The organism is Enteractinococcus helveticum (genome assembly GCF_020742345.1).
GTDB lineage: Bacteria > Actinomycetota > Actinomycetes > Actinomycetales > Micrococcaceae > Yaniella > Yaniella helvetica_A.
The window spans coordinates 1-21,792 of record NZ_DYXC01000167.1; the positions used below are offsets into that span (position 1 = coordinate 1).

21 protein-coding genes and 1 tRNA gene are annotated in these 21,792 nt (G+C 52.4%); 16 read left to right on the top strand and 6 right to left on the bottom strand.

Features of this window, described 5'->3' with window-relative positions:
• From trmD to K8V32_RS14175, 11 genes are all read left to right on the top strand, one after another.
• On the top strand, positions 1–655 hold a 655-nt coding region (trmD, locus tag K8V32_RS14125; protein WP_303908904.1), incomplete at its 5' end, for a tRNA (guanosine(37)-N1)-methyltransferase TrmD.
• A gap of 167 nt (positions 656–822) precedes the next feature.
• Positions 823–1,167 carry a 50S ribosomal protein L19 gene (gene rplS, locus K8V32_RS14130; RefSeq protein WP_043055477.1) on the top strand — a complete coding sequence of 115 codons (345 nt, stop codon included), beginning with the start codon at positions 823–825 and terminating at the stop codon, positions 1,165–1,167.
• Between the two features lie 96 nt (positions 1,168–1,263).
• Positions 1,264–1,836, top strand: a complete 573-nt coding sequence (gene lepB / locus K8V32_RS14135; RefSeq protein ID WP_303908910.1) for a signal peptidase I — start codon at positions 1,264–1,266, stop codon at positions 1,834–1,836.
• Between the two features lie 47 nt (positions 1,837–1,883).
• Positions 1,884–2,528, top strand: coding sequence for a signal peptidase I (lepB, locus tag K8V32_RS14140; RefSeq protein ID WP_303908913.1), 645 nt, complete (start codon positions 1,884–1,886; stop codon positions 2,526–2,528).
• Positions 2,525–3,205, top strand: a complete 681-nt coding sequence (gene rnhB, locus K8V32_RS14145) for a ribonuclease HII (RefSeq protein ID WP_303908916.1) — start codon at positions 2,525–2,527, stop codon at positions 3,203–3,205. The genes lepB (K8V32_RS14140) and rnhB overlap by 4 nt, the downstream gene beginning before the upstream one ends.
• Positions 3,206–3,248: 43 nt before the next feature.
• Positions 3,249–3,596 carry a DUF2469 family protein gene (locus tag K8V32_RS14150; RefSeq protein ID WP_303908919.1) on the top strand — a complete coding sequence of 116 codons (348 nt, stop codon included), beginning with the start codon at positions 3,249–3,251 and terminating at the stop codon, positions 3,594–3,596.
• 109 nt (positions 3,597–3,705) lie between these two features.
• Complete coding sequence (locus K8V32_RS14155) at positions 3,706–4,086, top strand: YraN family protein (protein ID WP_303908923.1); 381 nt, start codon at positions 3,706–3,708, stop codon at positions 4,084–4,086.
• Complete coding sequence (locus tag K8V32_RS14160; protein WP_303908927.1) at positions 4,087–5,673, top strand: YifB family Mg chelatase-like AAA ATPase; 1,587 nt, start codon at positions 4,087–4,089, stop codon at positions 5,671–5,673. It abuts the gene before it with no gap.
• On the top strand, positions 5,666–6,856 hold the full coding sequence (dprA, locus tag K8V32_RS14165) for a DNA-processing protein DprA (protein WP_303908930.1): 1,191 nt from the start codon (positions 5,666–5,668) through the stop codon (positions 6,854–6,856). The genes K8V32_RS14160 and dprA overlap by 8 nt, the downstream gene beginning before the upstream one ends.
• Positions 6,832–7,851, top strand: coding sequence for a tyrosine recombinase XerC (locus K8V32_RS14170; RefSeq protein WP_303908932.1), 1,020 nt, complete (start codon positions 6,832–6,834; stop codon positions 7,849–7,851). Before dprA ends, K8V32_RS14170 begins: the two co-directional genes overlap by 25 nt.
• Positions 7,852–8,055: 204 nt before the next feature.
• Positions 8,056–8,559 (top strand): DUF3145 domain-containing protein, encoded by a 504-nt coding sequence (locus K8V32_RS14175; RefSeq protein WP_303908935.1) that lies wholly within the window; start codon positions 8,056–8,058, stop codon positions 8,557–8,559.
• Between the two features lie 84 nt (positions 8,560–8,643).
• On the opposite strand, the gene fabF is transcribed toward K8V32_RS14175, so the two are convergent.
• The 6 genes from fabF to aceE form a co-directional block, all read right to left on the bottom strand.
• Positions 8,644–9,888: a beta-ketoacyl-ACP synthase II gene (fabF, locus tag K8V32_RS14180; protein WP_303908938.1), complete on the bottom strand. Its 1,245-nt coding sequence runs from the start codon at positions 9,886–9,888 to the stop codon at positions 8,644–8,646.
• A gap of 137 nt (positions 9,889–10,025) precedes the next feature.
• Positions 10,026–10,268 (bottom strand): acyl carrier protein, encoded by a 243-nt coding sequence (locus tag K8V32_RS14185; protein WP_303908941.1) that lies wholly within the window; start codon positions 10,266–10,268, stop codon positions 10,026–10,028.
• A gap of 83 nt (positions 10,269–10,351) precedes the next feature.
• Entirely contained in the window at positions 10,352–11,410 is a 1,059-nt protein-coding gene (locus K8V32_RS14190; RefSeq protein ID WP_303908944.1) for a beta-ketoacyl-ACP synthase III, read from the bottom strand.
• 8 nt (positions 11,411–11,418) lie between these two features.
• Positions 11,419–12,354: an ACP S-malonyltransferase gene (locus K8V32_RS14195; protein WP_303908964.1), complete on the bottom strand. Its 936-nt coding sequence runs from the start codon at positions 12,352–12,354 to the stop codon at positions 11,419–11,421.
• 123 nt (positions 12,355–12,477) lie between these two features.
• The gene (locus tag K8V32_RS14200) at positions 12,478–13,689 is read right to left on the bottom strand and encodes a PucR family transcriptional regulator (protein ID WP_303908947.1); all 1,212 of its coding nucleotides are present in this window, start codon (positions 13,687–13,689) and stop codon (positions 12,478–12,480) included.
• 351 nt (positions 13,690–14,040) lie between these two features.
• Complete coding sequence (aceE, locus tag K8V32_RS14205; RefSeq protein WP_303908949.1) at positions 14,041–16,791, bottom strand: pyruvate dehydrogenase (acetyl-transferring), homodimeric type; 2,751 nt, start codon at positions 16,789–16,791, stop codon at positions 14,041–14,043.
• 267 nt (positions 16,792–17,058) lie between these two features.
• Here aceE and K8V32_RS14210 point away from each other — a divergent pair, with 267 nt between their 5' ends.
• The 5 genes from K8V32_RS14210 to K8V32_RS14745 all read left to right on the top strand — a co-directional run bounded on the left by K8V32_RS14210 (position 17,059) and on the right by K8V32_RS14745 (position 21,593).
• Positions 17,059–17,496: a DUF3052 domain-containing protein gene (locus K8V32_RS14210; protein WP_303908952.1), complete on the top strand. Its 438-nt coding sequence runs from the start codon at positions 17,059–17,061 to the stop codon at positions 17,494–17,496.
• Entirely contained in the window at positions 17,496–17,945 is a 450-nt protein-coding gene (locus tag K8V32_RS14215; RefSeq protein WP_303908955.1) for a redoxin domain-containing protein, read from the top strand. The genes K8V32_RS14210 and K8V32_RS14215 overlap by 1 nt, the downstream gene beginning before the upstream one ends.
• 46 nt (positions 17,946–17,991) lie before the next feature.
• Positions 17,992–18,064: transfer RNA gene (locus tag K8V32_RS14220), tRNA-Val, on the top strand.
• 579 nt (positions 18,065–18,643) lie between these two features.
• Complete coding sequence (locus K8V32_RS14225) at positions 18,644–20,773, top strand: acyltransferase family protein (RefSeq protein WP_303908958.1); 2,130 nt, start codon at positions 18,644–18,646, stop codon at positions 20,771–20,773.
• 703 nt (positions 20,774–21,476) lie between these two features.
• The gene (locus K8V32_RS14745; RefSeq protein WP_524536751.1) at positions 21,477–21,593 is read left to right on the top strand and encodes a Mu transposase domain-containing protein; all 117 of its coding nucleotides are present in this window, start codon (positions 21,477–21,479) and stop codon (positions 21,591–21,593) included.
• Positions 21,594–21,792 lie beyond the last annotated feature (199 nt).

Consider the following 21,792-nt stretch of genomic DNA (forward strand, 5'->3'; position numbering starts at 1 on the left):
GTTACTCGGAAAAGCACAAAGGTCCGAGCTACTAAACATCCACGTACATGATCTGCGCAACTACACTTTTGATCGCCATAAGACAGTGGATGATACTCCTTATGGCGGTGGTGCGGGGATGGTTATGAAACCCGAACCCTGGGCACTATCGTTGGAAGAAATTTCCAAAGAGTCACCGGTAAAGAAACCTATTTTGATTGTGCCAACTCCATCTGGAGAGGTCTTCAGTCAAGCTGTTGCCTACGAATTAGCTGAAACAGAACATCTAGTGTTCGCATGTGGACGCTATGAGGGTATAGACGAGCGGCTATTCCATTGGGCCCAGGAGCGTTTTGATGTCCGGCTCATGTCGCTTGGAGATTACGTGCTGAACGGAGGGGAAGTCGCAGCCCTGGCCATGATCGAAGCCATCGGCCGACTAGTGCCAGGCGTAGTGGGTAATCCTGAGTCGCTGATAGAAGAGTCTCATAGCGATGACGGGCTGCTTGAGTACCCGGTTTATACGAAACCATCGTCATGGCGAGGTTATGACGTGCCTGAAATATTGTTATCAGGCGATCACGCTAAAATTGCGGCCTGGCGAAAGGAACAGCAGGTCGAGAGGACTCGTGAGCGACGTCCTGATTTATGGACAAAGCATCAAAATATGGCATAATAAGTCGTTGTGCCTGATGGGTGTCTGTTCTGCCGTAGGGGATCAGCTCACCAACGTTGGGCGCCGGGGTACCGGCTGGATGTTGGACCTCGAAATTTCCACCGCAAGCCGGACGAGCTTGCTGAAGTATGTGGGCGACCTGCGGCGCATCACTAGGAGTACACTCCATGAATCTTATTGATCAGCTGAATCAGAAATCACTGCGCGACGATGTCCCAGACTTCCGACCTGGTGACACTGTTGCTGTACACGTGAACATCGTTGAAGGTAAAACCCAGCGTATTCAGGTTTTCGAAGGCTTCGTCATGGCTCGTCAGGGCACCGGCGTTTCCGAGACCTTCACGGTTCGCAAGACTTCATTTGGTGTAGGCATTGAGCGTCAGTTCCCTGTGCATTCGCCAATCATCGACAAGATTGAAGTTAAGAAGCGTGGTCATGTTCGTCGTGCCAAGCTGTACTACATGCGCGATCGTAGCGGTAAAGCTGCACGTATCCCAGAGAAACGTAACTAAGTTCGTTTACCGTTCGTGACGAATTCGTCTAGATCACAGCGGGCCGGGGATCCTTCTTCGCAGGGGAGTCGGCCCGCTTTTGGCGTTAATAAGTGGATGCTGACCGGTCTGCTATTACTCATCACAATGATTGCCGGTGTTTTTATTTTCCGAGCATATAACGTCAATACTTATACGATTCCATCAGCTTCCATGGAGCCAGGTTTACAAATTGGTGATCGCATTGAGGTGGATCCTGATGCCTACGAAACCAACGAACCTCAGTCCGGGGATGTCGTCGTATTTGATGGGTCTGGCAGCTTTTATCCATATGAATCCGAAACTACGATGAAGCGTTTCTTTGACGGTGCGTTAAACCTGCTTGGTATGACGCCACAGCATAACGCAGTGGTGAAACGGATCATAGGAGTGCCAGGTGACACCATCGAGTGTTGTGATTCCAGTGGACGTCTCAAGGTGAATGGCGAATCATTAGATGAACCGTATCTAGCCGAGCCAGATCGCCCAGCGTCTTCTAGTCCTTTTCTGGTGGAAGTTCCAGAGAATAGGGTATTCCTGCTGGGAGACAACCGATACGACTCGATCGACTCACGAGCATTACTCGGTGCTCCAGGCGGGGGTATGATTCAGAAGACTAAGATTTATGGGCCGGTGATCAGTACACGATGAGAGCAAAACATTCAGATCGATCGGCTGGGAGACGACCCAGCGGGTTTTTGCGGGGCATCAGAGAAGTTCTGATCATCCTTGCGATTGCCCTCGTCGTCTCTTTTGTGATCCGCACATTCTTCTTCCGAGCATTCTTGATCCCTTCTGGGTCAATGGAAGAAACGCTACAGGTCAATGATCGTATTTTCGTCAATCTCATCGTGGATTCCGAAGAGAATCTAGAACGTGGCGATGTCGTGGTCTTCGAAGATCACTACGGGTGGTTGCCTCCTGCGGAAGTGGAAACGAACGCTTTTTATAAAACTCTCGAAGTACTCGGCCTTTATCCTTCGACTTCAGAGCAGCACTTGGTCAAGCGCATTATCGGCAAGTCCGGCGACCATGTTACCGTCGAAGACGGCACTGGGCGGCTCGTAGTCAATGGCACTCCGATCGATGAGCCGTATTTATACCCCGGGGTCGCCGGATCTGATGTCGATTTCGATGTCACCGTTCCGGAAGGTAAATTATGGGTCATGGGAGATCACAGAGATGCTTCCGGTGACTCACGCAGTCATGTCAATGGACCGAATGACGGCTTCGTAGATGTGACTGACGTCGTGGGGCGCGCTGAGGTTATCGCTTGGCCAATACAACGTTGGGGTTCCGCTGGCTCCAACAACGAACCCTTCGAACAGGTTCCAGAACGATGATCAGCGTCCCAGATTTTTCCATCGAAACTCAGTTAGCTGATATGTGCGGTCACACCATGATCGCTGGAATGGATGAGGTAGGTCGGGGCGCTCTTGCTGGCCCCGTCGCTGTAGGAATCGCAGCGGTAGATATTGCAATGAGTCAGCCGCTACCTGGTTTAAGAGATTCAAAGAAGCTCACTGCGAAACAACGTGAGAAGCTTATGGAGACTATTCCGGTCTGGGCGTCGACTGCTGTCGGGATGGCGACAGCAGATGAGATCGACGCATTTGGCATATCTGCGGCCCTTGGTTTGGCTGGTCGTCGGGCGTGGGATCAACTCGTCTCGCACAGCCCCGTGCCGGCGGGTTTGGTGTTAGATGGTAATACGCAATGGCTACAGAATGCACCAGCAGATTTGGTGGAACTGCTCGCACCGATTGATGCGCATATCGTATTGCAAACAAAAGCCGATGCCACCTGTGCAACCGTCTCTGCGGCAGCCATTACAGCCAAGGTTGCACGAGATGCGCTGATGGTTGAGTTAGCAAAGCTACATCCAGATTATGGATGGGACCGTAATAAGGGCTATGGTTCAGCGGCCCACCGGACAGCGCTCGCCGAACGAGGCGTCACGGACTATCACCGAAAGTCGTGGAACCTTGTGCCAGCAGCGATACAACCGCGTTTGTTGTAATCCCGGATGCCAGGTGATGGCAGAAACCACTACGATGTGAGGCATGACTGATCGCGATGATGAGTTGGCGCATTATGTAGCCGACCAAGAACTCAACCTGTACAGAGAGTACCGGGACGTGATCGGATTATTTCGATACATTGTCGAAACGGATCGTCGGTTCTACTTAGCGAATTCGGTTGAAGTCATCACGCATCATGAAACCGGGGACACATATTTCGAATTGCTACTCGTTGATGCCTGGGTCTGGGATGTTTTCCGCTCTTCACGCTTTATTCAACGCGCCAGGGTTCTGAGCTTCCGAGACGTCAATATCGAAGAACTCCCGAGCCGAGATGATCCAGATATGCCAGCCGACGGTCCGTTCGTAGCACCACCGCCGATCGAATAGCTGCCATTCCCGCAACGGTTTCGTGGCCCTCGAGGTTATCCACATTCCGGTCTTGCCTTCGCCACAAAGTTGTGACTTACCTTCAGACTGAAGGTGGAGGTGAGGCTATATGACGATCAACCCCTCACAAAACGATCACATCGCATTAGGCCACTATGGCGAAGAAATTGCCATAGCAGCACTAACCAATGCTGGATACCGGATTTTAGAGCACAATTGGCCAGCTCCTACCGGAGAAGTCGATATCATCGCCTACCAACGTCAGCAGCTGGTTGCCCTTGAAATCAAGACTCGCTCAGGCATGGGCTTTGGCGACCCGTTGGGCTCAGTTTCGGCTACACAGTTGCGGCGCATCCAACGCGGTCTGCTGCACTATAAGCAAGCTGTTTACCCGCGATATGCCCATACTTCAATGCGTATCGATGTGGTTGGAATCCTGATTGATAGCAACGGGGAAATTACCGCTGATTTACTGCAGGATGTGGGATAGATGGAGTCAGAGGCCAAAACTCCTGTAGTACTCAACGTCGATTCACCCACTAGGATTGGTCGGGCTTATAGTGTGGCCTTGAATGGAATGACTGGGCGTCTTGTCACCGTCGAGGCAGACATTGGCAATGCACTGCCAGGCTTTACCCTCTTAGGACTTCCGGATAAGTCGCTCCAGGAGGCAAAAGACCGAATCCGAGCAGCAGCACGAAACACTGGGCTCCCTTTAACTCGACGGCATCTCACCGTCAACCTAACGCCGGCGTCCTTACATAAGCGAGGTTCCCATTTCGATCTTGCAATTATTATGGCGGCCTGGGGAGCTGACTATGCAGTCGCAAACGAGTCAGGGCCGATTTTTCTCGCTGCTCTTGGTCTCGACGGTACTCTCCAGTCGGCACCAGGTATCTTGCCAGCAGTTATGGTTGCTGTTGAATCCGGGTATCCAGAAGTTATTGTTGCTACCGCAGCTGAAGCTCAGGCGAACATGGTCCCGGGTGCACAGGTGCGAGCCTTCAGCCATCTTTCAGAAGTTGCCCATGCTTTTGGAGCACCGTTGGAACCTCGAAGTGTTTCATTTTGGCAGAGACAGAATAACCGCTTGCAAGAAGAACCACAATTAGACTTAGCTGAAGTTCAAGGGCAACAGGAAGCACGGTGGGCCTTAGAAATTGCAGCTGCCGGGGGACACCACATCTTGTTACAAGGGCCACCTGGTGCAGGTAAGACCATGTTGGCTCAGCGGTTGCCAACTATTTTGGCGGACATGGAGCCACAAACCGCCTTGGAAAATGCAGCGATCCGTACGCTGCTGGACAGTGAAGACACCAACACACAGCTACCCACACGTCCACCCTTTCAGGCACCCCATCACTCTGCAACTGCCACAGCACTCATTGGCGGTGGATCGGGCATCATACGACCTGGTGCAGTATCCAGAGCACACGGGGGAGTGCTCTTTCTTGATGAAGCCGCAGAGTTCAACCGCGATGTCCTCGACATGCTCAGACAACCACTGGAAAGCGGCAAAGTAACATTGGAACGGGCTCGTCACACGGTCGAGTTTCCAGCACAATTTCAGCTGGTTCTAGCCACAAATCCATGTCCTTGCGGTTATGGTTACGGCACTGGCCAACACTGTCGGTGCACATCTTTACAGCGACGTCGCTATATTAATAAACTTTCTGGGCCGCTACTGGACAGGATTGACTTACAGGTCACTGTCCATCCGGTAACTTCGCAACATCTAACGGGCGTACAATCTGCGGAATCATCTGCGACCGTAGCTCGTCGCGTCACTGAAGCCATACAACGGAGTCGGCAACGGCTATCCCGATTTGGGCTGACACGCAATCATCACATTCCAGCGCGACTATTCCGGGAACCAGCGTTACAAGTAAGCACAGAAGCCAAACGTATCCTGGATCGCGCACTAGATGCTGGTGATATTAGCGCTCGCGGGTATGGTCGTGTTCTACGCGTGGCCTGGAGCATTGCAGACCTACTGCAGGCAGACCAACCCGGTGCCGAACACATAGACATGGCACTGTACCTACGGCTCAATACTTCCGGAGAACATCATGGTTGATCAAGAACTCCGCCGGGCACGTGCAGGTTTGACCCAAGTCATTGAACCAGCCGACGCATTAGGCGTCGTAGGTGCCCAAGCCTGGGGACCACAGCGACTGTTGGAAATTATTGAAGGAGCGATACCGAGCCAGCAAGATTGGAAAACGCTGACTGGCTATGACCCAGATAATGAAGAACTAGCTCAAAAGATTAGGCGGAACCTCGGTGAGGCCATTGAACGATGGCGTCGACGCAAAAAGTATCTGAAGCCTGATCAAGCTTTAGGATACATTGCCAGGATTGGTGGACGATTTATCACTCCGGAGGAAGAGCAGTGGCCTGCCGCACTCGCGGATCTGGGAGTTACCGAACCCCTCGGTCTATGGCTACTTGGCAATGGAGACATTCCATCGGCGGAAACTACTTTAGGACTAGTTGGCTCCCGGGAAGCTACCCATTATGGTGAGAAAGCTACAAAGATGCTGGCTATCAAAGCGCGTCAAAAAGGTATCACGGTGTTATCTGGTGGAGCCTACGGAATTGATGCTCACGCTCATCGTCAAGCGCTAGCCGTTGAGGGTCAGGGAGTCCCAACCGTCGGTGTCCTTGCAGGTGGACTAGACCGCCTGTATCCTGCGGGTAACACAGAGCTGCTCCGTGAGATCACACGAGAGGGTGTCCTGGTAACCGAGATGCCTCCGGGCATGCGACCCAACCGTTACCGTTTCTTGAATCGAAATAGGCTCATTGCAGCGCTTTCGGCAGCAACTATCGTAGTCGAAGCCCGCTACCGTTCTGGTGCATTGAACACGGCAAACCACGCTCATGAGCTCGGCAGGATAGTTGGTGCAATTCCGGGACCCATACAGGTGCCAACTTCCGCAGGATGCCATCGACTCCTCAAAGAGACGCCAGCGATGCTTATCGATGATCCCGCCGATCTTGACACACTCTTTGGCGAACCATTCAGGAGCGATATCACCCATGCCAATGTCGAAGTGGCGCGCGACCACGACATGCTGAATGTTGAAGAGCTGTTAGTTTTCGAAGCGCTACCTGTACAACAAAGAACAACACTTGAACATTTGTGCGACATCACAGGCCTCGCGGTACCATCCATTACAGGGATTCTGACGAAACTTGAGCGACATAAGCTTGCAGAGCAAGAAGCAGGCATGTGGCGAAAGCAGAGAAACACCTGATTCGAGTGCTTTGTAGCGGAGCCGTTTCATGTCAGAGTAAAAATATGGAGAGCCACCTATCGTCCCAAGACGCTGCACTAATCGATGAGTACTGTCATTATTTAGAGCACCAAATGAATCGTGCAGCTCATACCATCAAATCGTATCGATCTGATCTGATCGGATTAGTCACTGATTTGATAGCCGAGCAGGATGAACCCATTGAAGTTTTCCGACGTGTGACATTAGACGATCTCAGAATGTGGTTGGCGCATCTTAATCGGTCCGGGATGAGTAGAACCACAATTGCTCGAAAGACTACAGCAATTCGTCAGTTCATGTCATGGTTAGTTCGCCAAGATATGCGAGACGAGAATCCTGCTGCCCGCCTAGTTGCCTCTAAACAAACGTCTCGACTACCAGGCACACTTACCCAGTCACAAATCCGGCAAATACTTGATGCCTTACACGCGCGCGTTTTCAACAAAGATGAGACCGAACTCAATCCGATTGCTCTCAGGGATCTTGCGATGGTAGAAGTGCTGTACTCTACCGGAATTCGCGTTGCGGAGTTAGAAGGACTCGACATCGGGGATATAGATTTCTCAAACGAAATGATCAAAGTAATAGGTAAAGGCAACAAGCAACGGGTTGTGCCGTTAACATCTCCTGCAGTACAGGCGCTGAAAAAATGGTTGAGCATTGGCCGACCGTCAGTTATTGCTGACAAACCACATACTCCTGCGATTTTTCTTGGAGTTCGTGGTGGGCGCATCGGTGTGCGTCAGATACGTGAAGTGGTTAATAACATGCTGCGAGAATTAGGCGATACGTCTGCCTCAGGAGTTCACGTCCTTCGGCATACGGCAGCTACGCATTTACTCGACGGCGGCGCCGACCTACGTTCAGTTCAGGAACTATTGGGCCATGAATCCTTGCAAACAACGCAGCTTTACACACACGTATCAATAGAACGCTTGCGACAGGGGTATAAACAGGCACATCCGCGTGCATAGGTCGCGGCTCAGCAAGGGCTTATCTATGCGTCGTTAAGTTGACGGTCCCTGCTGTGTGTCGTATTTTTGCTGCGTTACGTCATCTGTTAACGTGGTGTTGGCTATATCGATTGTCATCGGGCATAATGGTTGCTGTTAGTTCATTCGGATCCTTGTATCCAGTGGTCGTAGGGGAAGACGTACCGCTAGTAACGGAGGATCGGAATGTCTGACATTGAAGCAAGAGGAGTACTCTACGTACACTCTGCCCCTGCAGCCCTCTGCCCACATATTGAATGGGCAGTTGGGGCTGCTTTGGGTGCACAGGAAAAGTTAGAATGGGAGCCTCAGCCGGCAGCCCCAGGCACCTATCGTGCTGAGATCGACTGGATTGCCTCTCAGGGTAGTGGGGCTAAATTGGCCTCGTCACTTCGTGGCTGGGCACATTTGCGCTACGAAATTACTGAAGAAGCATCACTAGGATCGGACGGTTCCAGGTGGTCGCACACTCCAGAGCTGGGGATCTTCCATGCCACAACTGACGTAACCGGCAATATTATGGTCTCAGAAGACCGCATCCGCTATGCCTACGAACATGCAAACGGCGACCCGTCTGCTGTCTACCATGAGCTTTCTTTGGCTTTGGGGGAGGCCTGGGATGAAGAATTAGAACCTTTCCGGCAGGCAGCTGATGGTGCGAATGTCCGTTGGCTCCATCGGGTAGGCTAACCCTCCACAACGATCCTTCATTAACGGCGAAGGTCGGTGCCCAAGCGGGAACCGACCTTCGCTGTTTGGTTTAACTCTGTGTGTCTAATAACTGCGGAATGCAACAACCGCGTTGTGACCACCAAAGCCAAAGGAATTACTCATTGCGGCAATATTGCCGGAGGGCAGTTCAGCTGGCTGGCCGTGTACCACATTCAGTGGAATATCTGGATCTTGATTATCTAGGTTGATCGTGACCGGTGCCTTACGGTGGTGGATGGCAAGTACCGTCAGGATCGCTTCAATTGCACCTGATGCACCGAGTAAGTGACCCGTTTGAGACTTGGTCGCCGATACCAGAACATTATCCAGGTGACCAGCAAAAACGGATTTCATTGCTATATATTCAGGACGGTCACCGACCGGAGTCGAGGTTGCGTGAGCATTGACGTGGAAGATTTCGTCCGTTCGTATGTCGCCTGACTCGAGAGCTGCGCGGATAGCTCGAGATGCGCCCATACCTTCTGGGTCTGGTGCAGTTATGTGGTGAGCATCAGAGGTAACGCCAGAACCGGCAAGAACCGCGTAGATCTTTGCGCCACGCGCACGCGCATGTTCTTCAGACTCCAGTACCAGTGCACCGGCTCCTTCACCGAGTACGAAGCCGTCACGGTCGGTATCGTACGGGCGTGATGCGGCTTGTGGATCGTCATTGCGCTTTGATAGGGCCTGCATTGCGGCAAATCCCGCAATGGGCAGTGGGTGGATAGCTGCTTCGGCTCCACCGGTGATGACGACATCAGCCTGTCCAGTTTCGATCAGACGACGAGCGTTGTCCATAGCTTCTGTACCGGAAGCACAAGCTGAGACGGTGGTCAGTGCACCACCGCGTGCAGAAACATCCATGGAAATAGCTGCTGCTGCACCATTTGGCATGAGCATAGGGACGGTCATTGGTAGCACACGACGGGGCCCACGTTCACGCAGGTTATCCCATGAATCCAATAGGGTCCAGACACCACCGATGCCGGTGCCGAATGCGATCGCAAGTCGTTCTGATTCGACCGTCGATTCATTGAGCCCAGAGTCGGCCCAGGCTTCGCGCGCTGCGACTAAGCCCATTTGTGTGGTGGGATCCATCCGACGTGCTTCGACGCGTGAGAGCACTTCGGTTGGTTTATTCGTGAGCTGCGCTGCAAAAGTTACAGGCAGGTCATATTGTTCTACCCAGTCTTCTTCTATTGGCCGCGCACCAGAGGTACCTGCCAGGGCGTTTGCCCACATGGTGTCTACGTCGCCACCGATTGGGGATGTAGCGCCAAGACCGGTAATTACGGCTTTACGGGTCATATCCAATGCCTCGATTAATTGTTGGCCAACAGTGCGGCCAGGGTTTTAGAGTTTTCGTGAAGTCGCCGGCGGCCTAGCGGGCCGGGAAAGTTCCCGGCCCACCGCTCATGGCGGACTGTAATGTCCGACTTCTACCGTTAGGAAGCGTTCGCGATGAAGTCGACAGCATCCTGAACGGTCTTGAGGTTTTTGACTTCTTCGTCAGGGATTTTTACGTCGAATTTTTCTTCGGCGTTGACGACAATGGTCATCATCGAGATTGAGTCGATGTCGAGGTCGTCGGTGAAGTTTTTGTCCAGCTGGACTTCTTCAGTCTCCAGACCGGTTTCTTCGTTGACGATTTCGGCTAGGCCGGAGAGGATTTCGTCTTTGTTAGCCATGAGCAGCTCCTTGTAAGTAGGCGTGCAAGAAGGATCTTTGCACTATTTCGGACTATGTTGTGGTCAGAACAGATTGTGCCGACTTAGGGAAGACGTACAACCTGGGCGCCGTAGACCAGCCCGGCGCCGAAACCAATTTGAAGAGCCAAACCACCAGATAGTTCTGGTTGTTCTTCTAATAAGCGGTGCATTGCCAGTGGAATTGAGGCCGCTGAAGTATTGCCCGCATCTGCAATATCGCGTCCAATGGCAACGTGGTCTGGAAGTTTGAGTTGTTTGGCGAACTCGTCGATGATGCGCATATTCGCCTGGTGGGGCAGGAATGCAGCAAGATCTTCTGCCTCTACGCCGGCGTTCGCTAAAGTCTGTTTGGCTACTTTAGCCATTTCCCACACGGCCCAGCGAAAGACTGATGGGCCCTCTTGACGCAGAGTCGGCCATACGCTGCCTTGACTACCAGGCTCAACGATTGCAGTTGCATCTCCGGTTCGTTCGACTTCCTGAATGATATTTCGCATTTCGATGCTGGAGCGAGTCATGCGAATCATGTCCCAGTCTTCGCCTTTGGAACCCCAGGTGGATTTGGAGATACCCGGTTCCTCGGAAGCCCCAACGACAACAGCTCCGGCACCATCACCGAGAAGGAACGAAATCGAGCGGTCGGTGGGATCCACGAAGTCGGAGAGTTTTTCGGCACCAATGACCAAAACATAGTCGGCCATACCGGAACGAACCAAGGAGTCTGCTTGCGCAACGCCGTAGCAGTAGCCCGCGCATGCTGCTGAAATGTCATAAGCGGGTACGTGAATTCCTAGCTCTCCTGCGATGACTGCAGCAGCTGAGCCGGTGGGGTATGGGAAGGTTACCGTGGCAACAATGACAGCGCCGATATTGGCCGCTTCGAGACCTGCTCGTTCAATCGCCTGTTGTCCTGCTGCCAGAGCCATGTCAGTCAAGCTGGTCTCAGCATCTGCGCGCTGGCGAGTGACGATACCGGTGCGTTGGCGAATCCATTCATCGGAAGAATCGATTGGTCCTGCCAGATCATCATTCGTGACGCGCTTAGACGGACGATAACCGCCAACAGCTAGAATTCGGCTAGCCGTATTTGTGGTGTACTGATTTAACGTTGCTGTGGACACAAAAAACCTTACGCTGAGATGGTCTGGGTATGTTCGGCAATGAACTGTTGGGCTTTTTCAAGATCCCCAGGGGTCTTGATTGCAAGCGTCTTGACGCCTTTCATAGCGCGGCGTGCAATGCCGGTCAGGGTACCGCCCGGCAAAAGTTCGATGACGCCTGTGACACCTTCATCAACCATGGTCTGCTGGCATAGATCCCAGCGAACAGGTGAAGTGACTTGACTGATGAGACGGTGTAGAAATTCTTGGCCTGATGTTACCAACGTGCCATCCTTGTTGGAGGCCACAGCCACTACAGGATCTTGGGTGATGAGTCCTTGAGCAAACGCTTCAAGTTCCGCAACCGCTGGTTCCATATATTGAGTGTGAAATGCTCCTGCGACCTTGAGCTCAATTACGCGGGTCTTTTCCATCGGGTTTTCGGCAAGCGCTGCTAGAGCTTTTTTGGAGCCTGCAGCAACGACTTGGCTTCCACCGTTGACGTTTGCCGGTGTGATGCCGTGCTCTTCCAGATATGAAATAACTTCGTCCTGGTCACCACCTAGGACTGCTGCCATACCCGTGGGTTCTATTGCCGCGGCGGCAGCCATGCCTTGTGCCCGTACCCGAACGAATTCTAGTGCCTCAATGGGGGAAAGCACTCCAGCCAGTCCGGCTGCGGTGATTTCTCCGACCGAGTGCCCGGCAGTCATCCAGGAAGTTGTGTCGAGTTTCTCGACTTCGAGGGCTTGAGCTGCCAGGAGTCCGGCTGCCACGATCAGCGGTTGAGCTACCGCAGTATCTTTGATTGTCTCTTCATCAGAAGTCGTTCCGTGGGTTGCAAGATCGACGCCAGTGGCTTCTGACCATTGGTTGAGGGTTTCAGAGATACCGGGCAGTTCGAGCCACGGTTCCAGAAAGCCTGGAGTCTGAGAGCCCTGTCCCGGGCACACGATTGCGAGCATAGATTCAACTCTTCCAAATTCTTCGGACATAACCAGTCAAGCTAGCCCACGAGTATACCGAATGTTTTTGTAGGTTTCCTACAACGACAATTGGAGTTCACTCAAAGGTGTTCTTGTTTCTGGTCATTGTTGTGGCTGGTTTAAGACCGTATCAAGTCTACCCGTCATGAGTGCTACTTGTAGGACATATGCATCTCTTGGCGATGTTGGATCCCATCCGGTCAGCTCAGCGACGCGCTTGAGTCGATAACGCACAGTGTTGGCGTGAATGAATAATTGACGTGCTGTGGCCTCTAATGACCCTCCCGTTGTCGTGTAGACATCGACAGTCTCTAGCAGAGAATGTCCCGCACGCGATAGTGGCCGATACACTTGACTGGTTAGCGCTGCTCGCGCAACGGTATCGCCATTTAAAGCCCGTTCCGGTAAAAGTTCTGAAGCAGCTACTGGCCGTGGAGCAGCGGGCCAAGCCGGAGCCGCGGAAAATCCTTCAAGAGCTTCCTGCGCAGAGCTGGGTGCATCGACCAATGAGTCAACTATCCGGCCATAGACAATAGGGCCCTCACCAAATCCACGTTGAATGGTCCTCGTGTCGGCTTCAACATCATTGACATCCCCCAGAACAATGACGAGCCGATCTGAAAGGACACCAATAAGAATTTCTAGATCGGCACGCGTAGCGATTTCGCGAAGCTTGGCAACCAATTGAGGTTCCTCAAGTTGATCTGGTTGGCCAACCATGACTGTAATGCCGCGGTTTGCTTTCCAACCAGTTGCTGCCGCTCGTGACCGTATCTCATCTGCGCGGTCTCCTGCCAGGATGGAATCTAATAAAAGCGCTTCCAATCTGGCGTCCCAGGAACCCCTGGTTTCAGCAGCGCGAGCATAGACTTCTGCAAGAGCGAACGCGATCTCTCGAGAATAGAACACCACTGCATACCGTGCGGCTGCTTTATCAGGTTCCGCAACGATCGCTGGTAGCTGGGTTTCAACCACCTGAAGGACTGTGCGGAGCAGCTGTACCGCCTGTTGCAGAGACACGGTACGAGAGAGCTCCGTTGGTGCATTGCCGAACACCGAATGCAGTACTCCAGAGACTGAGGTCTTCACGGTGTTCTCGCTATGTTCGAACCAATCAGCGAAAGTCGTGAGCCCTTGTTGTGCAATTTCTCCCAAACTTGCTCGTTGGCTCGCTGGCAAATCGCGATACCAGGGTAGTGAAGTGTTGAGCTGATGTAAGACCGCGGTTTTGAGCTCACCAAGATGGGCACGCACCGCGGCTTTTGCTTCGGCGGAGACCGGCCTAGGAATTTTGGCAGACCAACTGTTCTTCACTTATTTGGCAACCTCCGACTATCTGGGATCGATTTTGTGTACATCGCCTAGAAAAATTATTGGGGATTGCTCAGGTATCGAGTATTGCAGACATTTCTATATCCTCTGCAACCGGGTCAGGTAATAGGAGATTGCAGGACTTTCCACAGTAGCCGTTACTACTGGAACAATCGCCGGTCTGTGAATAAGGCCGGCAACTTGGACCGTGTACTTGTGCCTGCAACGCGAGAAGAATGATTAACCACCACATTATCGTAGCTCAGCTCATAGCACTCTGCACTGTTAAACATTCTGGCTGCTGGAGTGAACCAGCAGCCAGAATGAGCTCGTTATGAAGGCTCAGGTGCGAGGCTAGGCGTCTCCACCTGCGGTTCCTGTGGTACCGGCGTTGACGTCGTCAAGGCGGTACTGTGCGAAAGCAGTGGCGGCAGTCCCCTTTTCGACCTTGCCATCTTCTTCCAATAGCTGCAGTGCACGAACCACAACAGAGTGGGTGTCGATACCGAAGTAGCGACGTGCAGCGGCACGAGTGTCAGAGAATCCGAAGTCATCGGCACCAAGGGTAGCGAATTTATTCGGAATGTACTGTCGAATCTGATCTGGAAGTAAGGTAGCGAAGTCAGTGGTTGCTACTACTGGCCCCTCGGTTTCTTGCATAACCTGGGTGACGTAGGGGATCCGTGGTTCTTGGTCTGGTTTCAGGAGCTGATCACGTTCCGCAGCGACAGCGTCGCGGCGCAGTTCGTTCCAGCTCGTGACTGACCAGACGTCTGCAGATACACCCCAGTCGTTGGCCAGGACCTCAGCAGCTTCGATAACCCATGGCAGAGAGACCCCCGAACCCATAAGCTGAACCTTCGGCCCACCAATATCAGAGGTCGAGAATCGGTAGATGCCCTTCAACAGCCCCTCAATATCGATGCCTTCTGGTTCGTCGAGGTGAGTGATTGGTTCGTTGTAAACGGTGATGTAGTACATCACGTTACGAACGTGATCACCCATATCGTGGTCACCGTACATCTCGTACAGACCATTGCGCATGATGTGGGCAATTTCGTATGAGAATGCTGGATCGTAGTGCTTCACGCCCGGGTTGGTTCCGGCGAGGATTGGCGAGTGGCCATCCATGTGCTGCGTACCTTCACCTGCAAGTGTGGTGCGTCCTGCGGTTGCACCGATTACGAAACCACGAGTCAGCTGGTCTGCTGCAGCCCAGAAGCTGTCACCGGTGCGCTGGAATCCGAACATCGAGTAGAAGATGTAAACCGGAATCATGATCTCGCCGTGGGTCGAGTATGAGGTACCTGCAGCAGTCAGCGCTGAGGTTGCACCGGCTTCGTTAATGCCTACGTGCCATAGCTGGCCTTCTGGGGATTCCTTATACGACAGGAATAGGTCGCGGTCGACGGACATGTAGTTCTGACCGCGTGGGTTATAGATTTTTGCGGTTGGGAAGAACGAGTCCATACCGAACGTGCGCGCCTCATCCGGGATGATCGGCACGATACGTTTACCTATGTTCTTGTCACGCATCAAGTCACGAAGCAGGCGAACGAATGCCATGGTGGTGGCAATCTGCTGTTTGCCCGATCCCTTACGAGAGTGCTTATATGTCGACTCTGGCGGCAGCGGCAGCGGATCGTATTTCTTACGACGTTCCGGTACAAATCCACCGAGCTGTCGGCGACGCTCTTGCATGTACTTGATTTCTTCAGCGTCTTGACCCGGATGGTAGTACGGCATGGCGTACTGATCCTTTTCGATCTGTGCATCAGAAATCGGGATGCGGTGACGATCTCTGAAGATCTTGATCTCGTCAATCGTCATTTCTTTCATCTGGTGGGTCGCGTTACGGCCTTCGAACCCAGGGCCCAGGCCGTAGCCCTTAATAGTATGGGCAAGAATTACCGTTGGTTTGCCTTTGTATTCAACGGCTGCCTTGTATGCAGCGTAGACCTTCTTGTAGTCGTGGCCACCGCGCTTCAGGCCCCAAATTTCATCGTCAGTCATGTCGGCAACGAGTTCTTTGGTTGTTGAAGAGCGCCCGAAGAAATGTTCGCGTACGAAGCCACCGGACTCAGCCTTGTAAGTCTGGTAGTCACCGTCTGGGGTTTCATTCATGACGCGAACGAGTTCACCGGTGTCATCGGCTTCCAATAGTGGATCCCATTCACGACCCCACAGGACTTTGATTACATTCCAACCGGCACCACGGAAGGAAGCTTCAAGCTCCTGGACGATCTTGCCGTTACCTCTGACCGGCCCGTCGAGACGCTGCAGATTACAGTTAATAACGAAAGTGAGGTTATCCAGTTTGTTGTTTGCAGCAATGTGCAGCGCACCGCGGGATTCGGGCTCATCCATCTCACCGTCACCCAGGAATGCCCAAACGTGCTGGTCTGAGGTGTCTTTGATCCCGCGGTCATGAAGGTAGCGGTTGAACTGCGCCTGGTGAATAGCGTTCAGGGGGCCGAGACCCATTGAGACAGTTGGGAATTGCCAAAAGTTATCCAGCATCTTCGGATGCGGGTACGATGGCAGGCCATTTGGAGCCTGAGATTTTTCCTGGCGGAAACCATCGAGCTCTTTCTCGCTCAAACGACCCTCAAGGAAAGCCCGTGCATAGTTACCGGGGGAGGAGTGACCCTGGAAAAAAATCTGGTCACCGCCGCCAGGATGGTCCTGCCCGCGGAAGAAATGGTTTAGCCCAACTTCGTATAGGGTCGCCTGACCAGCATATGAAGAAATATGGCCACCAACCCCTACTCCGTCACGCTGTGCTCGCTGCACAATGGCAGCAGCATTCCAGCGCAAATAGTTACGGTAACGGCGTTCTAGTTCTTCATCGCCTGGATATTCTGGTTCCTGATCGGCAGGAATGGTGTTGACATAATCAGTGGTGGTGACCATCGGCACGGCCACAGATTTGGTGCCGGCACGTTGCAACAGTTGGCGCATGATGTACTCGGCGCGTTCCGTTCCAGCGGCATCAACCAAGCTGTCAAAGGATTCGATCCATTCAGAAGTTTCCTCAGGATCTTTGTCGGGGGCGTGATCGGTCAAACCACTTAGGATGTCAGAGCTTTCTTCAGCTGTGCTCACTGCTGACCTCTTTTCTTTCACTAACGACTATTGTGTCTTGTCGTTTATTGGCACGCATATGATCTCGGTTGTGATCAATTGCGTCACGTCAAAGGGATCTCAAAGGGGATTCTACCCTTGTCCGTCCAATCGGAGGGGTAATCAGTACTCGTTACGTCAACTGCAATCTCTCGCTGGTCAAGCTAGAACACAATAAGATGGCAAGATGTTGCTAATACCTCAAGAATTTTGAAAAATAGAGTAACCACAATTTGTAAAAGGAGTGTTGTGAGCAACTCGGCGTCTGGTAAAAACCCAGATAATAATCATTATATTGCTGAACTCGAACTAGCTGTTGGGGATGTTATCCAAGAGCTGGGATGGGATGAAGATATCGACTTCGAATTCCGAAACGGTTTAGAGGACGCCCTAGGCGAAGAGTTCCTCACCGAAGAGGACCGAGAGCCGGTCGACGCAGTGCTCCTGTGGTGGCGAGACGATGACGGTGATGTCGCTGATCTCACTGATGCCCTTGAAGATGCCACCACCAACCTCGATGAGGATGCGTCAATTTGGTTGCTGGTGCCTCGGGCTTCACAGCCCGGTCATGTCTCTCCAACAGATATCTCTGAGGCCGCTACTGTGGCCGGTTTTCGTGCCACCACCACGGCAGGTGTTTCTGAAGACTGGTTGGCAACCCGACTCGAACCTGCAGTCGCGCACTAGTGACAGTTCCCGCATTACGTGATCAGTACGGGCAGGAATGGCCATTTCCTCCCGTTGAAGGGCCCGATCAGCCAGGTCATGATGCCACCTGGCTTATCTTCATTCCGGGCGCCTATACCCCCGTATGTATGTCAGAACTCAAAGAGATTGGCAGTGTCGCTCATCAACTGGCTGGTATGAGTGTGGGTTTACGACTTATAGCACCAGACTCAGCGCCTGTTTTGCGTCTAGTTGCCGATGAGCTGGACTTGGAGATTCCCTTTCTTTCTGACTTCTGGCCGCATGGTGCTGCAGCAAAGCAATACGGAATCCTTGATGAGACCACGGGACGGCCCAAGAGAGTCAGCCTGCTGGTTGATCGTAAAGGAGACGTGCTGGAAACGATTGTCTCAACGGAAGGTGCCCGCAATATGACCGAGCATCTCTCGGTTTTGCAAAACAAAAAATAATGGGCTACTATTGAATCTTGTTGCAGGGCGGAAACGCCAAGCACATGGGTCTTTAGCTCAGCTGGTAGAGCAACTCGTTTACACCGAGTAGGTCATCGGTTCGATCCCGGTAGGACCCACAGAAATGGAAAACCGTCTTACCTTCCTTCCTGCTGGTGCAGGGAAGGTAAGACGGTTTTCTTATATCAATGGATTTAGTTTAGGTTGTTCCTACCCGCCGTCCGTGGAATTTAAAAAGCGCGGCCGAACAACTCTTCCGCCTTAGTTCTTTGATCTTTGAGGTGATCCGTTGGTGGACACCTTGGCTGAAGCCAGGCGATGGACATACCTCCGAAGTTCAAACAGTGTTTGGGCTACGTTGGAGGCACGATTATTGCATATATGTTGAGATAGCGTTATGACAGTCTGCAGATCTCAGCAATAGACGTTGATTTCCTGGCAGGGTGTGTGGGCGCGAGGAGGCTTCTAATGGCGTATCGAGGCCTCGCTTAGGCGGGGCTCTCTATATCGGGCATAAGTTTCTGGTTGCAGAGATCCTATTAGCAGTTCATGAACGTGGCCAAATAAGAAACTACCAGCCAAATTCGGTGTGTTCAGTGCTTCATCCGTTCTGGAACTTCACGGAGACTTCACAGGAACGATTGTTAACATGACTCGGTGGTTCGCAAACACGACAGTGAAAGCAGATTCAATTTCCGATGACATCAGCAACAACTAAACCTCCCAGTGAACCCGCAGTTAAAGCGGGTTCTAAGTTCCGACCTGACATTCAAGGCCTACGGGCTGTCGCTGTGGGTCTGGTTTTGCTATACCACGCGGGATTACCGTTCCTTCCCGGTGGTTATGTCGGAGTTGACGTATTCTTTGTCATCTCAGGGTTTCTGATCACGGGCATGTTGGTTCGTCAGTCGATGGAAAAAGGTCGAATCGAGCTCGCCGACTTTTATGCCCGTCGGATCCGAAGAATCCTTCCAGCGGCCACAGTGGTATTAGCTTTCGTCGCGATTGTGACATTACTCGTTCTGCCGCGTACAAGATGGGACGCCATTGGCACTGAAATAATTGCTAGTGCGTTTTATGTGGTCAACTGGGTGTTGGCCGGTGGTACGGACTATCTCAACGCTGAACAGGCTGCAAGTCCGATTCAGCACTTCTGGACTCTCGCGGTTGAAGAACAGTTCTATATCTTATGGCCTGCGCTGCTTATCGGGTTACTCTGGCTCGCGACAAAGCGTAGAAAAGGCCCTGACACAGTGGATGCGCGCAGGGTGCGCATCCAGATCCTTTTACAAATCGCTGTCGGTATCGCGATCGTGCCATCATTCATTTGGTCGATCTATTACACAGACGCGAATCCTGCCCCTGCTTATTTTGTCACTACGACACGATTGTGGGAGATTGCAATTGGAGCGGCAATTGCGATCTTCGCTACGCAGCTGCAGAGGATTCCGGATGCCTTTGGATTCGCTCTTCAAGGTGGCGGTCTCCTGGCAATCTTAATGGCTGGTCTTTTGTACACTGAGGGAACGCAGTTCCCTGGATATGCTGCCCTCTTGCCTACATTGGGAGCTGCTGGCGTGATCGTTGGCGGAATGAGCGGAAGGGCAACACGAGGATTCGCTACAGTTCTCAATGTAAAACCGATGCGATGGATTGGAGACCTATCGTATTCGCTATATTTGTGGCATTGGCCGCTCTTAGTATTCGCAGCCTACCTTGCGGGTGGTGTACTACGCATCCGGTATGGGTTGCTGATTGTACTTCTTGCGATCATCCCGTCTTGGCTCAGTTACAAATATATCGAAGAACCCTTCCGGCATTGGCAGCGACTGAAAGAGAAAACAGGACGCGCGCTACGCGCCGGGGTGTCACTAATGGCTACGACAAGCGTTATCGGTGTTGCAGTCGTAGTTACCAGTAACCAGCTAGCGTCTACCGGCGATATGGCTTTGTCTGCAGATGAGCCCATGGGTGCTGAGGTTGTAGAGATTGACCCTGACGCTCTAGAACCGGTGAATCAGGTAACTTATATGACTCCAGATGTTACAACAGTTGATGACGATGTCGCCGACGTGTATGGAGATGGTTGTCACGTAGATGATACGTCCACAGAGTTCGACCCGTGTATTTACGGCAATCCGGATTCGGACTATGTGGTGGCAATCGTAGGAGATTCGCACGCTGCACAGTGGGTACCCGCACTGCAGAAGATAGCCACTGCTAATGACTGGCGCCTAGAGACTTACACCAAGAGTGCGTGTGCGCTGAACACAGTCGCAGTGAACGCTGGCGGAAGCTTCTATGAAAGTTGCTACGGCTGGGGTGAAAATGTTTTGGATCATTTTACTGGACCCGAGGCGCCCGATCACGTAATAGCGAGCGCGTCAACATATTCTGCCTCTGATAGCTCGGAAGTCCCAGAAGGAGTCCGTACCGGTGACGTCGGAAAAGGCTTCGAAAACGCCTGGACTCAGATTCAGGACGCAGGTGTAGGACTGACCGTATTGCTCGACACGCCTAGGCCACGTATGGATGTACCGGAGTGTATAGCCGAAAATGAGGAAAATCTGATCGAGTGCGCAGCAGATCGCACAGAAGCTGTGAAATTCAGCGGTCACGGAAGACTCTTGGATGCCGCAGAAGCTACCGATACGGAGACTGTTGATATGACGGATGCTATATGCTCGCCGGAGGCTTGTGCGCCAGTTGTTGGTGGCGTCATCGTGTGGCGCGATAGTCACCATATCACAGCGACCTATGCCGAGACGCTTGCTGGAAGTCTGCAAAGGAAATTGCAACAAGATTCGTCGTTAGAATTTTCTGAGTAAGTGATAGCACGGGTTCTTGAAATCTTATCTTGGTATAGGTTACTGCAGTTCTGGCTATTGGATACTCTAGGGTTCATTGTAGTGATGACAGTCTCAGTGACTGTCGTTGAATAGCAAAAAAGAGGTCGACCTGGTGGTGGACCATTGTGTCGTTGTTGGTCGAAGGCGTGGGTTATTTTGACATCTTAGCGCGGTGTCGTTCTCTGCGGCGGACGAGTAGCAAGATCAATAAGATGGCCAACGAATTCACGCTGGAACAAGTCACCACATTGGGCCCTGAAGAAGTGTAGAGTTTATTGCCTCATCGTCGTGCCGTGGTAGCGGCGGGATTTGCGGAATCCAGTTTTCTCGTGAACAGCGATCGCCGGATCCGTCGGGTAGGAAATCCACGCTGAAAGTCGAGTGGGGACGCTGCACGGCTGCCGATGCATCGGCGGGTTTGAAGTTCGATAGCTATCCGCAATCCTGCGCCCGATTCAACGAAAACGCTCAACTGCGTAACCTGATAGAGAAACTCTCGCCACAGCCAGGCCAGTGTATGTTCGTAGACTGGGTCGGGTTAGGAGTGTGATTGTGAACCCTTAGGGGTAAAACCACTAGCGTGTCTGTTTCGGTCGCGAAACTAGGTAGGCGCTTTGCCGAACTAGTACAGGTCGAAGGCGAATATCTACAACCGTTACCGGCCACGGCATGGACGAAATCAGTGTGGCGTAAAGCCAAAGTTGGGTCGGATTATTATATCCAAATCGATCACCGGCGCTACTTGGTGCCATACCAGCGCGTGAGCAAAACTGTTGACGTGCAACTTCACGGAGGTTGAGGTTTTGATCTCCTGGGATACCACCGAATCGCAGCACACCTACCGGAACACCGGTCGCAAGGGCTGCTACACCACGAAACGCGACCCATGCTCCGGCCAACGACCAACTGAGCTCGTCGTTGTGTTCATGAGTACGTCGTCTGGGCAATATGTGTTGGGCCAACAACACTGAAGGTATCACTGCTTTCTTAGGCGTTGC